The sequence below is a fragment of the Acidiplasma sp. MBA-1 genome (assembly GCF_000949015.1).
Classification (GTDB): domain Archaea; phylum Thermoplasmatota; class Thermoplasmata; order Thermoplasmatales; family Thermoplasmataceae; genus Acidiplasma; species Acidiplasma aeolicum.
This window is the reverse complement of record NZ_JYHS01000003.1, coordinates 269,443-283,680: the sequence shown is the minus strand read 5'-3', so window position 1 is coordinate 283,680 and position 14,238 is coordinate 269,443. Positions and strand designations below refer to the sequence as shown.

General features: G+C 34.0%; 16 protein-coding genes. 10 read left to right on the top strand and 6 right to left on the bottom strand.

Translation table 11 applies throughout. The features are described from left to right. Window positions 1-45 precede the first annotated feature (45 nt). The 3 genes from TZ01_RS07185 to TZ01_RS07175 all read left to right on the top strand — a co-directional run bounded on the left by TZ01_RS07185 (window position 46) and on the right by TZ01_RS07175 (window position 3,718). Window positions 46-1,035, top strand: a complete 990-nt coding sequence (locus TZ01_RS07185) for a VIT1/CCC1 family protein (protein ID WP_048102112.1) — start codon at window positions 46-48, stop codon at window positions 1,033-1,035. Window positions 1,036-1,337: 302 nt separating this feature from the next. Next, window positions 1,338-2,525: an MFS transporter gene (locus TZ01_RS07180; protein WP_048102111.1), complete on the top strand. Its 1,188-nt coding sequence runs from the start codon at window positions 1,338-1,340 to the stop codon at window positions 2,523-2,525. Between the two features lie 47 nt (window positions 2,526-2,572). Further along, on the top strand, window positions 2,573-3,718 hold the full coding sequence (locus tag TZ01_RS07175; protein ID WP_048102110.1) for a PLP-dependent transferase: 1,146 nt from the start codon (window positions 2,573-2,575) through the stop codon (window positions 3,716-3,718). 48 nt (window positions 3,719-3,766) lie between these two features. On the opposite strand, the gene TZ01_RS07170 is transcribed toward TZ01_RS07175, so the two are convergent. The 4 genes from TZ01_RS07170 to TZ01_RS07155 all read right to left on the bottom strand — a co-directional run bounded on the left by TZ01_RS07170 (window position 3,767) and on the right by TZ01_RS07155 (window position 6,109). After that, complete coding sequence (locus tag TZ01_RS07170; RefSeq protein ID WP_048102109.1) at window positions 3,767-4,459, bottom strand: class I SAM-dependent methyltransferase; 693 nt, start codon at window positions 4,457-4,459, stop codon at window positions 3,767-3,769. A gap of 177 nt (window positions 4,460-4,636) precedes the next feature. Next, on the bottom strand, window positions 4,637-4,987 hold the full coding sequence (pth2, locus tag TZ01_RS07165; protein WP_048102108.1) for a peptidyl-tRNA hydrolase Pth2: 351 nt from the start codon (window positions 4,985-4,987) through the stop codon (window positions 4,637-4,639). Beyond that, complete coding sequence (locus TZ01_RS07160; protein WP_048102107.1) at window positions 4,981-5,538, bottom strand: CDP-2,3-bis-(O-geranylgeranyl)-sn-glycerol synthase; 558 nt, start codon at window positions 5,536-5,538, stop codon at window positions 4,981-4,983. The genes pth2 and TZ01_RS07160 overlap by 7 nt, the downstream gene beginning before the upstream one ends. After that, window positions 5,531-6,109 (bottom strand): CBS domain-containing protein, encoded by a 579-nt coding sequence (locus tag TZ01_RS07155; RefSeq protein ID WP_048102106.1) that lies wholly within the window; start codon window positions 6,107-6,109, stop codon window positions 5,531-5,533. The genes TZ01_RS07160 and TZ01_RS07155 overlap by 8 nt, the downstream gene beginning before the upstream one ends. Window positions 6,110-6,180: 71 nt before the next feature. Here TZ01_RS07155 and TZ01_RS07150 point away from each other — a divergent pair, with 71 nt between their 5' ends. The 3 genes from TZ01_RS07150 to TZ01_RS07140 all read left to right on the top strand — a co-directional run bounded on the left by TZ01_RS07150 (window position 6,181) and on the right by TZ01_RS07140 (window position 9,032). Further along, the gene (locus tag TZ01_RS07150) at window positions 6,181-6,894 is read left to right on the top strand and encodes a hypothetical protein (protein WP_048102105.1); all 714 of its coding nucleotides are present in this window, start codon (window positions 6,181-6,183) and stop codon (window positions 6,892-6,894) included. An 82-nt stretch (window positions 6,895-6,976) separates the two neighbouring features. Beyond that, window positions 6,977-7,687 (top strand): ABC transporter ATP-binding protein, encoded by a 711-nt coding sequence (locus TZ01_RS07145; RefSeq protein WP_048102104.1) that lies wholly within the window; start codon window positions 6,977-6,979, stop codon window positions 7,685-7,687. Beyond that, window positions 7,677-9,032, top strand: coding sequence for a hypothetical protein (locus TZ01_RS07140; protein WP_048102103.1), 1,356 nt, complete (start codon window positions 7,677-7,679; stop codon window positions 9,030-9,032). The genes TZ01_RS07145 and TZ01_RS07140 overlap by 11 nt, the downstream gene beginning before the upstream one ends. On the opposite strand, the gene lysS is transcribed toward TZ01_RS07140, so the two are convergent. Further along, on the bottom strand, window positions 9,009-10,130 hold the full coding sequence (lysS, locus tag TZ01_RS07135; protein ID WP_048102102.1) for a homocitrate synthase: 1,122 nt from the start codon (window positions 10,128-10,130) through the stop codon (window positions 9,009-9,011). The two genes, TZ01_RS07140 and lysS, sit on opposite strands and share 24 nt — an antisense overlap. 111 nt (window positions 10,131-10,241) lie before the next feature. Here lysS and TZ01_RS07130 point away from each other — a divergent pair, with 111 nt between their 5' ends. Genes TZ01_RS07130 through TZ01_RS07115 form a run of 4 tightly spaced genes read left to right on the top strand, consistent with a single transcriptional unit; the run spans window position 10,242 to window position 13,467 of the window. Beyond that, window positions 10,242-11,201 (top strand): BadF/BadG/BcrA/BcrD ATPase family protein, encoded by a 960-nt coding sequence (locus tag TZ01_RS07130; protein WP_048102101.1) that lies wholly within the window; start codon window positions 10,242-10,244, stop codon window positions 11,199-11,201. A gap of 52 nt (window positions 11,202-11,253) precedes the next feature. After that, complete coding sequence (locus tag TZ01_RS09230) at window positions 11,254-11,676, top strand: PadR family transcriptional regulator (RefSeq protein ID WP_052656833.1); 423 nt, start codon at window positions 11,254-11,256, stop codon at window positions 11,674-11,676. Between the two features lie 5 nt (window positions 11,677-11,681). Further along, window positions 11,682-12,662, top strand: a complete 981-nt coding sequence (locus TZ01_RS07120; RefSeq protein ID WP_048102192.1) for an ATP-binding cassette domain-containing protein — start codon at window positions 11,682-11,684, stop codon at window positions 12,660-12,662. A 4-nt stretch (window positions 12,663-12,666) separates the two neighbouring features. Beyond that, a complete protein-coding gene (locus TZ01_RS07115; RefSeq protein ID WP_048102100.1) occupies window positions 12,667-13,467 on the top strand; it encodes an ABC transporter permease in 801 nt (266 codons plus the stop codon). A gap of 91 nt (window positions 13,468-13,558) precedes the next feature. On the opposite strand, the gene pyrH is transcribed toward TZ01_RS07115, so the two are convergent. Continuing rightward, the gene (gene pyrH, locus TZ01_RS07110) at window positions 13,559-14,236 is read right to left on the bottom strand and encodes a UMP kinase (protein WP_048102099.1); all 678 of its coding nucleotides are present in this window, start codon (window positions 14,234-14,236) and stop codon (window positions 13,559-13,561) included. Window positions 14,237-14,238: the final 2 nt, after the last annotated feature.

Here is a 14,238-nt window from a genome sequence, read left to right as displayed (position 1 = left end):
CCTAATTTTGTAAAATTATATATAAAATTCCATAATATTAATCGGATGGCATCTGAGGACTGGAAATACCAAAAACGCTTTTTAAGAGATGAACTTACAGATATGGTATTCTATACATACCTTCATAATAAAATAGCAGACCCGGAAATGAAAAAAAATTTAGAGCACCTTGCTGAAACAGAAAAGGAGCATGCAAATTTCTGGGGGAATGAATTAAAAAAGAAACCAGGCATAGATATAAACAAAATAACATATAGAAAATTAAAATATTTTGGGCTTAAAATTGTAAGGTTTATAATAGGAAGGAATTTAATAATAAATCTGCTTGAGCATGGTGAATACGCCTCTGTTAGGAAATATAAGGAATATATAGATTCCTATAAGGGCAATGAGGATTACAAAAAAAAGGTAAGGGACCTAATCACACAGGAAATGGAGCATGAGGATATATTTGCCGGGAAAATATCAATTGAGGAGAAAACCATTCAAAAGAGCAGGGATTTTTTATATGGCATGAGTGATGGCCTGGTTGAGATACTTGCCACACTTGCAGGTCTTACAGCAATTATATCAAATAATATTTACATAGCATTAAGCGGTTTTGTTGTTGGAATTAGTGGAACATTCAGCATGACCTTGGGTTCTTATCTGGCACAGAAGTCTGAATCTGAATATAAAATATCCATGCTTAATAGAAAGCATATTTTTTCAAAGAGCAGGAAAATAGATGATTTAATTGAAAATTATTCCAAGGAGGCATCAAACTCTGCACTAAACACTGCAATATCATATATAGTGGGTGCGGCCATTCCAATACTCCCATTTGTTTTTCTTAGTAAATATGCTGCAATTCTTGTATCCATTATTGCGGTGGGATTAACACAGGGATTTGCAAACGCCGTTGTTGCTTTGTCTTTAAACACACCCATATTAAAAACCGCTGTCAGGGCATCATTGCTTGCACTTGGTGCGGCAGGCATAACATTTATTGCAGGAGAAATTTTTCACATAATATTTCATATTTCACTTTTATAATGAATAATTAATAAATGATACATAAATTATTTTCTGTTAACCATGTTAACACACAACTTTGGAACTTATCATCTCTTTGATGATTAACCTTCCTGTATAAACCCCAATAAATCTATTCTGACAAATGTCTCAGTGGCTGCAATTTTAATTATATTATATAATGCATTAAATCTGCATGTATAAGAATTCCCTTATATGTTCTGAATACTCCAATTTTTATTCCTTTCATAAATATTTTTCATGCTTCTCAATGCTTTCATATTGAAAAAGTTTAATATATATTTATAAATAGTGTCCAAGTAATGAAGGCACCAAGAATTGCATATTTTGTTGGTCTCTCCGCGATGTTTGCTGATATGGGGTATCAGGGGGCAATGGCCCTTCTGCCAGTATATCTAGTCTTTGTGCTGAAATTAAATTTTATATATTTCGGTATTGCTGAGGCATTAATTTTTGGATTTGGATCATTATTTTCCTATTTAGGTGGTAAATTAAGCGACAGATATGGGAGCAAGAATGTGGCAGTTGCAGGGAACAGCCTGATACCATTTTTATCATTCACAGGGTTTACATATATACCATTAATATCTGTTGGACTTTTTTCCACAGGATGGTGGATGAGAAATTTAAGGTCCCCGGCAAGGAGGGCGTTTCTGGCAGAGAATACAGAAGAAAATGAGAGGACATCATCATTTGGGATACTTCACAGCCTTGATGTTGGCGGTGGTATAATTTCAATTTTGATTCTTGTTATATTAATACTTTTAAATTTTACATACAAATATTTATTCTTATTCTCCATTTTTCCAATAATAATTTCCACATTAATACTGGCATCGATTAAATCAAATAAACACCTGCCTCTAAAAAAAAGCAATAAAAAAACAGTTCTGGAAAATAACAAATATATTTTTTATGGTATAATAATAGCCACCTCACTTTTTGGATTTGGATCCTACAGCATGGGATTTCCAATAATAACCGTTGCACAGAATGCGGATTACAGCCAGAGCCTTAAAATTATCTCCGGTATTGTATCATATGGAATATTTCTGGGTTTTTCCTCACTGACAGGATACATACTCAGCAGGGTAAATATTAAAAGTCAAATTTCCTCACTTGCCATATTTGGTTACATACTTTCAGGTGCCGGTACACTTGGAATTGTAATAACTCTAATTTATGGCCTCGGCCTGCCAGGATTTTATATTTCAATTATAATTGCATCTGTGGCGTTTGGCATAGTTGAGACATATGAACCATCAATAATATCAAAATCTGTGGATGCATCAAAGCTTGGTGCCGGCATGGGAATTCTATCCTCTTCAAGATCAGTTGGATATTTTATTGCAAATCTTATTATGGGTTTCCTGTATGAAATAAGCCCTGAATTCTCATATGCTTATGCTGGTATTGTTTCAATTGCGGCTGGTATAATCATACTTGCCTTCTTAAACATCCAAAGAAAATTAGAACCGGTGAAAATTTAAATTTGATATATACAAAGTTTAATATTTAAATACAGATATGGTTATTTATGGTGAATAAGGGTTTTAATTCAAAATGTGTGCATTCCGGTGATATGACCATAGATGGTGTGGGTAATGTTGTTACTCCAGTTTTTGAAAACTCCACATTTGAATTCAATGATAATGGTGTTTCAGGAGATTACATATATTCACGATGGGGGAATCCAACAGTTGAATCATTTGAGAGGAAATACGCGGATTTGGAAAATACTGAACACGCACTGGCATTTTCCTCTGGAATGTCTGCAATAACATCAAGTGTAATGGCCATGATAAAATCAGGTGATTCACTACTTACAATAAATGAGCTTTATGGCCAGACCTTTGAGTTCTTTTCAAATGTGTTGCCAAAATACAATATAAACGTTGATTTTACAACCGTGGAAGACCTGAATAGTGGAAATTTAAAAAATAAAAATTATAAATTACTATATATTGAATCAATAACAAATCCTCTACTTGAGGTTCCTGATCTAATAAATTTATCAAAAATATGTCATGAAATGGGAATAAGAATTGCCACGGATGCCACATTTGCCACACCTTATAATCAAAACCCGGTTTCAATGGGGGCAGATCTTGTTTTGCATAGTGGAACAAAATACATATCAGGCCATTCTGACCTTCTTATTGGCCTTGCAGGATTTAACAGATATTATGATGAATTTGCCTTCTCCAGAAAAACATTTGGTGGCACACCCGACGCATTTCAGGCCTATCTTGCTTATCGTGGGCTTAAAACGCTTGGCATAAGAATGGAAAGGCATAATAAAAATGCCATGGAGCTTGCGCAGGTTCTTAATGACTCTCAAAAAATTGAAAAGGTGTATTATCCTGGATTAAGGGATAATGAATACCATAAAATAGCCGAGAAAAATTTAAAGGGATTCGGTGGTATGATATCATTTAAGGTTAAGGGCGGAATAGAAAATTCACATAAATTAATTAAAAATTTAAAAATACCAAAATACGCGGTTAGTCTTGGTGGTGTTGAAAGCCTTATATCGATACCTGTTGAGGGCACGCATAAGGCAATGTCTCCTGAGGAAAGGGCAGCATCAGGCATAACGGATAACCTTGTAAGGCTTTCTGTTGGTATAGAGGATTCTGAGGATTTAATAGATGATTTTAAAAATGCCCTTGAAAAAATATAATTTATTTGCACAGTTTAATAAATTATTTAATCCTAATAAATTTTAAAATTAGTTGTATTTTTTTATTGCCACACCAAAAGTTGGGGTTTTTATCATTTCCTTAAAATTATTATGCTGTCTTATAAATTTTTTCCATGCATCATTCCAGTCAATATCGTCTGATGCCAGAATTCCATTAATATTCAGGTGTTCCATTGCCCACAGATATTCCCTTAACATATATTCCTCGGAGTGCATTGAATCATGAACAAAAAAATCTATTTTTAAGGATATTGCTGTAAGGGCAATATCGGAGCTTTCTATAACCTTTTGCCATCTGTTTTTCAGGTTATCAGGGACCAGCCAGCCTGCCATAAATTTTTTATTAGCCATTGTTACCTCATCCTTGATATCAATACTTATAAGTGTTCCACTGCCATTTTTTTCAAGGGCTTTGAGAATATAATATGTTGAGAAACCTGCCGATATCCCTGTTTCCACGCATATTTCTGGCCTGTACGTTCTAATCAGCATGTATAATAAAGCATCCTTTCCCTGTATACTTCTGAAATAACCGGTATTTGTTCCAAGATTTTCAACAAGTTTTTTGGATATTTCACTGCCAGTGCTGGCCAGGTCCATTATATCTTCATCTGAAAACAAATGTAATTTTCCTGCCCAGTAATAATATGTTATTAAAGACCATGCCATACCAGGTGTTGTGTTTTCTATTTTAACATTATTTTTAAAAGTTATATCCATGTAATACAAAGGGTTAGTGCGATATTTTAATAAAAATAGAAGAACGCTAAACGGCCTCTTCACACAAACCATTACATAATAGATTTTTGATAAATTTTTTAAAATCACATAATTATATAATTTATGTGAATAAAAATATTTGCTTTTTTAAAAAAATATTTTATCAAAAAAAGATGGTTAAAGCAGATGGTAGGCCCCGGTAATTTTATCCAGAATTTCATCCTCATCTGGGCCTATGCCAATACATGTCACTGTACCTGGCATTATCTGGGTATAGCCTGCGTCTGTGATAATCTGTGTTATAATCCCGGCATCCCTGCAGATTTCATTTAGTTTATATATTTCCTGCAGGCCATCCACCTTGATAACCACCTTCTTTTGCCCCTCAGAAAGCCATTCGCTAAATATTTTTTTATTTTTTTTCATGGAGATTAATGCACATGAAACCGCAGCATGGGCAACCTGTGCAGCTATTTTACCCTTGCCCATTTCAAGGTCCTTTCTAACAGCTATAACCATCTTTACCATGGTACATCCTTCATTTTAAATTTATAAGCCAGTATGTTAACTCCCCTGTGTATTGGCGGTGTAATAATTAAAAGCACTATAATTGCTATAAAATTACCATAAAATTTTAGAAAAAATGGTCTCGCAAAAATGTATATCATAAGAAATGAGACCAGCACAAATGGCCACTGATCAAGTATTGATCCCCTGGCACCACTCTTCAACCCTATCCTTCTTTTTATGAATGACCCTGTTAAATCACCAAGCAGGGAACCAAAACTCATTGGTATGAGAACCAGAACTGTGGAAACAAGATTGGCCCCATAGGTTCCGTATGGAACATGAATTAGTAATGTTATATAATATATTATAATACCAGAGACAACACCTATTAGCGACCCACCAATGAAACCAGACCATGTTTTCCCATCACCAAGTATGCGCTTCCCATGAAATGTTTTGCCCATGTCTATTTTAATATGCCCACCGGTAATTACGGCCCCGGGATTTGCAATGTATGCCGGCAGAAAAAGAATTATGGAGTATAATACAAACAGTACAATATTACCCATATGTTTCAACCGCCTTTAGTATATCGGCCTTTGTTATAATACCTTTTAGTTCGGTGCCATCCACAATAAGAACAGCATTTGAATACTTTAAAAGCGGGTAAATCATTGATATGGGACTGTCCTTATCAAGCTGTGGGAGTACTGCACCCATGACCTTTCTAACTGTAAGGTGCTTTAAAGATTCAATGGATGTTCCCTTTATTAGCATATCGTTTATATCCGACTCAGTAATTGTACCTATAATTCTTCTATCAGAGGTAACAACCGGTAGCTGAGAGAATCCTTTCTCCCTCATTTTGTTTAATGCGGTGATAATTGAATCGTTCATTTCACATGTAACAACATTTTTTGTCATGATGATTTCTGCCTTAAGGTCTATCTCCCTTGCCTTATTACCGGAGGCATTCAGATATTCAAAAATTTTTCTAACCTTGTCATATGCCGGATTTATTTCTCCCTTTTCCAGACGTGCTATGTAAGACTGGCTTACCCCGCTTATTCTTGCCAGCTCCTTCTGGCTTATGCCAAGGGATTTTCTCATTTTCCTTAATTCCTCAATACTGGGAAGCATAATTTTGCAATATAAAATTACTATTAATAATTATTGCTTAACAATATATAATACCAAAAAATAATCATAAAATGAGATCACAGGAATTTTTAAAAAAACACGGCAAGATACTTGTTCCAGTAATATCAACAGTAATATCCATATTAATTTTTGTAATGGCGCTTTACGTACCTGAGGCCATAATTCTTGTATTTGCAATACCTGTGGTAATATTCATTTTGATGCATTATTCTGGAATTTACAGATTTAAACCACGATTTTTTGGTGGATTAATAGTCCTCATAATCATGCTTCTTGTGGTTGCCGGCATATATTCAACTGATTTTTATCATTCCAGTGGTGTAACAACAACCAGTGAAAACCAGACATATATGGAAACAATAATAAGTCCATTTACACAGACATCTGGATATTATAATATCACTGTAAAAACAAATTACACTGGTAATATAAATTCTTCGTACATTAATATTGTATCGAGTAATTATAACAAAATTTATAATTATTCGTCTGGAGAACATGAAACCATTGGAAGTTACAGGTTAACATACTATCATATTAAACTGCCACCCGGACTCTACACTGTTTATTTTAATATAAGCAAGAAACTGTACATGGAAAGCATTGGCCCTGTCAATGTAAGTGCATTTACATTATATGTATATTACATTTATGCCATGGCGGATAAATACATTATTTTTCTTGGAATATTATACATAGCAGGGATAAGCATTGCATATTTCATGCAAAAGGGGAATTTAAATAATAATCAATTAAAAAAATAGAGATTTATCTTAGTGAGTTTACACGATTTATCTCACCATTTAATAAGAAAAAATTAATAAAACCTTGCGTTTATTTTAAAATATGTATGACATTACCGCAAAAAATATTTCAAAAACTTTCAAAAATTTTACAGCCCTTGACAGTATAAATTTAAATATAAACGGGGGCGAACGGGTTTCAATTCTGGGCCCTAATGGTGCCGGAAAAAGTACACTGCTTAAAATTTTAACAGGCATATTGAAACCTGACTCCGGATGCGTTAAAATAAACGGTCTGGATCCATTAACATCAGAGGCAAAAAAATACATAGGATATTTACCTGAGGATGCATACCCGTACCCAAATTTAAGCGTAATTTCAAATCTTGAATACATAGGCTCGATACGCGGTGTCGAAAATCTGGAGGAAAGAATTAATTATTTATTAGATTATCTGGAGATATATGAATACAGAAAGAAGAGGGTTTTAACATTATCCAGGGGTAACAGGCAGAAATTATCAATTGCACTGGCAGTAATACATAATCCAAAAATACTTTTGCTGGATGAACCGTTAAATTATCTTGATATACCCACACAGAGAAAGGTGGGTGATCTTTTAAATGGATTAAATGCAACAATGGTAATTTCAACGCATATCATGGAAATTGCAAGGAGGCTGTCAGGAAAGGTAATAATAATTAATAATGGAAGAATAAAATGGGAGGGGACAATGCCAGAGCTTGAGAGTATGGCAGGAGAAAATGAAAGTATAGAAACAATAGTGGAAAGGCTGATGTTAAATGTTGGGTAAGGTCATAAAATTAATACTTTCAACAAGATTTACAGTATTTTTCATGCTTTTAATTATAATTATGATATATGTTTCCATTATAAGTTCAATTACAGGCATAAATTTTTATCTCCCTGAATACAGATATGTATATATTCTAATCTCTGCAATATTTATATTATTATTTAGCAGACCCAGCAGGATACCTCTTATGAAATCTGATATAGATTTTCTTTATGTTTCACCAATAAAAAAAACAGATTTCGCTTTGGCCATCTTTATATCATATTATATTGTTTCAGGTATGATGTTGCTTATTTTTTTGCTTCCTTTTTCAGTTTATACTGTTTCAGGAATTTATGGCAAGGCTATTGCAATGACTGATACCGTGATTTTTTCTTTTTTTGCCGTGGCATCTGAATTAATTTCAATTTCAATGCAAAAATATAAAATTTTAATTGCGTCCATTATTATATTATACATTGCCTCAACTGCAATTTTTGGTTACGGCCCATTAGGATTTATTTTTGGGCATATATATTCAGGGACATTGATTATAATCGCCTCCATGATAATTGCCATGTACTTTTCCATTAAAGGCCTGGAGAACTATTCAGACCTTTCAATATCGGGTAAAAGCCTGGAATCCGATAATATCGGATTTTATTCTAAAAAAGGATGCATGTCCATATTAAAAAAATCGTATTATATGGTATACATGAGGGGAGGGATTGTAAAAAATTACAATATGTTCATATTTATTCCTCCCGGTGTAATTATTGCCATGTTAATATTCTATTTTTTCATAAAAATTCCAGATAAGGGTTTTTTATCGGAATTTATTATGATACTTTTTATTCTCTATTTAACCATATTTTCAATTTCGATGATCCAGAATACCTTTATGTATGAGAGGGGATGGCTTTCATTTAACTCGGTCGATCCTGCAGTTTATATGAGGTATTTTTTGCTTGGTAAGGTTTTAAGGTATTACACAATAATGATTCCAAGTGCAGTTATATTTTTACTGGAATATATATTTATTGGAGGTATTTATTATTATGTAACCATAATAATATTATTCAATATTCCATCAATGATAATTATTGGGGTCCTTGTCCTTATGAGAACAAACCCAAGGCAGATAAAGGACCCTGAATTTATTCAGATCAGAAATAGCATAAAAAATTCAGTTTACATGGTTTTAATAATACCATTCATTATTATCAATTTATTTATATTACTGTCATTTTACGCAGTCATAATATCATCATCAATACTTTTTGCATCTGGCATTTACATATTATTAAATAAGAATTTATGGAGATCTGCTGCATTAAAATTATTTGAAAGAGGTTTTATTTAATGCCATAGACATTAAATCATCATCATTATATGGCCTGTTTGTGCTTTTAATTTCGTTTAATATGTAATTTATATCGTCGTCACCAACATTTATGCCCATGTTTGCAAGTTTTTCCTTTATTGCGTGCTTTCCAGAATATTTATCTATTGTAAATCTGCGCGTTCTGCCAAAAATTTCAGGACTTAAAAATTCATATGTTGATGAGTTTTTTATTATTCCCTGTACATGAACGCCTGATTTATGTGTAAATGCAAAATCCCCAGTTACAGGATAATTTGGTGGCATTGATATACCTGTGTAATCCTCCACCTGCCGTGATATTTCCATGAGCATTTTTAAATTAATCACATCAATGTTCATATGATATTTTAGCATGGCGGCAATCACCTGTGTGGGAGTTATGCCAACACGCTCCCCAAGACCATTAATTGTGCTGTGTATTATTGTTGCACCGTTAAGTGCTGCAGTATAGCTGTTTGATACTGCCATGCCCATATCATTGTGTGCATGGATATCGTATTCAACATTTTTTATATCAGAAACTGATTTAAAAAGGCGTTCTGTACTTTCAGGCGTAAGTATACCAAGTGTATCGGCAAGTGATATTCTATCCGCACCTGCATCCCTGGCGGTTACAATAACGTCACGGAGAAAATTAATATCGGCCCTGCTTGCGTCCTCAGCAGTGAACCTAACCTTTATGCCATATGATGATGCATATTTGACCGCATCATAAATTATGTCCAGTGCCTCAGATCTTGTTTTATTTGTTTTGTATTTAAGGTGAATATCACTTATACCATAGAATATTGCTATTCTATCAACGTTTAATGATGCTGCTGAATCAATATCCATATGGGCCGCCCTGCTGTGTGCTATTATTTCTGATTTTATTTCACCGGTATTTTTTAAACCCATTATTTTTTTAATGCCGCTATAAATATCCTCAGATACCAGTGGGTGCCCCACCTCTATCATGGCGACACCGGCCCTGGAAAGTGATTTTGCTATTTCAACCCGCTGATTCTCCTTAAAAAGAACCCCCGGTGTCTGCTCACCCTCACGAAGTGTTGTATCAAGTATACCTATCTGTGACATATATTATCATAACATGATATCATACAACTAAATAAAATTTTCGTATTTTTATTACTAAATTCGTATTAACATATTAGTAAAAACCATTTATAATAAAATATTATCGTTTTTATGATTCTGGCGGTTGATGGTGGTGGTACAAAAACCTTTTCGGCCATAATTGATGAGAATAATTTAAGGGTCGTGGGGATAGGGGTTGCAGGTCCAAGCAATGTAAGAAGTGTGTCAAAATCCACATCAAAGGGCAATATAATTAGGTCAATAAATCGTGCAAAAAGAATGGCCAGATGCAATGATATTAAAAAATCAATATATGGTATAGCGGGTTATGGTGATTCAGCATACCATACAGATGAGGTAAATTCAATTGTTAAATCAATTAATAAAGATGCGGTTATCACAAATGATGGTGAGGCCGCCGTAAATCTTGTCACACTGGGCAGCGACGGTATAGTTGCTGCTGTTGGTACCGGTTCTGTTGGCTCATATATTAACAATGGCCGCATGCATAGAATCGGTGGCTGGAGCTACCTAACAGATGATGCTGCATCGGGTTTCTGGATAGCAAGAAGGGCCCTTGAAATGTGCGAGAAAAGCTACGATGGATTAATAGAAAAAACGGTTTTGATTAAAAAATTTGAGGATTACTTTAAAATGCCTTTAAGGGAGGTGGTTGCAAATCTTGAAAAACATTTTGATAAAAGACTTATGGCATCACTTGCAATTATTGTAGATGAATCATCGTCCCAGAATGATGAAGTTTCAATGCACATATTAAAATCTGCATTTGGAGAGATAAAATTAATGCTGGATGGAATGAGAAAAAATTTTCACAGGGATGTTACCATGGGGGTTCTGGGTGGCGTAATGCAGTCCAAATTAATTAGAACATACCTTAAAGAGGAGTTTAATGATATTAAAATTTTTTATGGATACCATGCAGCAATAGGAAATGCAATAAAATTGCTTAATATCAGGGAGGAATCCATAAGGGATGAACTTATTAGGGATGTTGATAACATGTTAGTGCATTTATCTCAGGTGGAGAAGGATTTGCTGTTCATCAAATAATATCTTTTTTCATAAAAGATATATCTAAATATTAGTTAGATATTATCTAGTAATGAAGGCACATATATCAGACCTGTTTATACTTGAACAGATATACTCAACGGAGAAAAAACCGTATGACATAATCAAGGGTATAAGGAAAAAATTTGATGCTGATTATAAACCAAGCACGGGCATGATATACCCATCATTAAAAAGGCTCATGGGCAATAATCTAATAACCAAGAATGAGGGCAGGTATAAAATTACTGAGGCCGGCATAGAATACTTCAATAAAAATAAGGAAAATTATGAGAAAATGGTTGAAAATTTTACTGAAAATAAAATATTTTTTAGGAATTTAAGAAAAAGCGTGCTAAATTTAATAGATGTAATAAAGGAATCTGATAAGGATTATATTAAAAATAATCAGGATAAAATAATAAGGGCAATAGATGAGATTTCATCCAGAATTTCAAAAATGGAGATAGAGTGATAAAGATGGATAACAGTATAGAAATAGAAAATTTAACAAAGATATATGGTGGAAATATTAAGGCGGTTGATAACGTTACCCTAAAAATAGGCAGGGGACAGGTATATGGACTTCTTGGCCAGAACGGTGCTGGAAAGACAACACTTATAAAAATGTTAACAGGCATTTTAAAACCAACTTCAGGAACTGCTAAAATAGCAGGATTTGATCTCAATAAGGATGCACTGAAAATAAGGCAGATAACAGGTGTAGTCCCACAGGACTTTACAACAGATGCAGATTTAAGTGGCTATGAAAATCTAAAGCTTGTGGCGGATCTTTATGGAGTACCAAAAAAGGAGGCGGAGGAAAGAATTGAAACACTGCTCAATATGGTTGACCTTTATGACGTTAAAAACAGGAGGGTAAGTGCCTACTCAGGTGGAATGAGAAAAAGGCTTGAACTGATTTGCGGCCTGATAAACACGCCGGAAGTCCTTTTTCTTGATGAACCAACACTGGGCCTTGATGTAACCACAAGATCAAATTTATGGAAATACATAAAATCCATTCGTGATGAGTTTAAAATTACAATAATATTAACATCACATTATCTTGATGAGGTTGACGCGCTTTCTGACAGACTTTCAATAATGGATCATGGCAAAATAATAGTTTCAGGAACATCAGATGAATTAAAGAAAAGTCTTAAGGGTGATATTATAACATTAAGGGTCAAAAATGACAGTGAGGAGAAAATAGTGGAAAATTTTAAGGATGCAATTGAGGTAAAAAAGATGGAGATGGGTGATATAAGGATGAAGGTAAACAACTCTGATGTGGTTCTGCCTGAACTGATGAAATACCTTGCAAGCAATAATATATCACCTGAATCCATTAGTATAAGGAAGCCCTCGCTTGATGAGGTGTTTATAGAATATACCGGTAAGCATATAGATTCAGAACAGAAGGATTATGCAAAAATGATGGGTTTTAAACAGAGGTGATATCATGGGTGGTTTGATTCCATTAACAATAAGGGATTTAAAAAGATGGTACAGAAATCCTGTATCTGCCATAGTGGGTGTAATCCAGCCGATATTCTGGATAGTTTTATTTGGAAGTGCCTTTGACATTGCAAAATTCGGTGTTAGGTCTGCCTTTTTCTTTGAGGGCGCACCGGATTATATAACATACCTTATGGGAGGAATATTAACGATTATTGGACTTTTCACAGGCATGTTTTCAGGTGTTAACATAATCTGGGACAGAAGGCTTGGAATTCTTCAAAGGTTTTTAATAGCCCCTATTAACAGGTCATCAATAGTTTTCTCAAGAATATTATCCTCTGTTGTGAGGATACTGGTTCAGGTTGTAATCTTATTTGTTGTCGGATTGCTAATTCCAGATGGCCTAAAGATTGCAAAGGGATTTGACATCATGGATGCTGTTATTCTTGTATCAGCAGTGCTCATGATATCATTTATATTTTCCTCACTATTCAGCATAATAGCTGTGAGAATGACAAAGATGGAATCAGTTTTTGGTATAGTTAACCTTATAAACCTGCCACTAATGTTTGCAAGCTATGCCATGTTCCCACCAGATCTGATGGCAAACTGGTTAAGCAATGTTGCCAAATATAACCCAATATCATGGTCTGCCCAGTCTGTAAGGCTTGTAATAATAAATGGTTCATTAAGTGCATCTCAGGCACATTCTGTGCTAATGTATATGACTGGGCTTCTTGTACTCAGTGTATTTATGCTTTTGCTTACATATATTTTATCAGAAAGAGAGATAAGGGAGTAAAAAATTTTTAAATTTTTATAAATACATCAGATTTAGAAATATATTATAAAAATTAAATAATTTAAAATATAATATTTATTGGCGCATTTTATTATGAGATTACAGTGCCATTACACCTTTCATAATTTAAAATATTTATATATTCATCCATATCCATACCGTTTATTACAAAAATTTTTATTCCAGCCCTTTTTGCTATTGTCAGCGATGTTATATCCATAAAAACATTTGTTCCCGCACCAATTGAATTATTTACCGAAATTTTAATGGCATCATCATATGATATTTTATCAAATTTTTTTGCGTTTTTAAACTTTCTTGGATCCTCAGAATAAACACCGTCTACAGATGTTGCGTTTATTAAAATTTTTGCGCCAATCCTTTCCGCAAATAGTGTTGATACTGTATCGGTGGTATGTCCCGGTTCAGTCCCACCCATAATTACATAACGGTAATTATGGATCATTTCGGCAGCATCGTTTATTGTTGTTGGTATTTTAGAGTTTACATCATCAAAAAATGTGGTTAGGGCAAGTGCATTGATCCTTGTTGCGTTAATCCCTATTTCATCAAGTATATTGTCATTAACATTATATGCCTTTAAATCTGAAATATAGGTCCTTGCCAGTCTGCCACCACCAACCACTATGCCATATTTATCATATGTATTTATCTTCTGGAGTGTCGAGGATACGGACTTCATTAACTCCAGATTTAATTTTTCCATTGAAATAATTGAACCGCCAAGTGAAATTACAACGCTTCTCATTT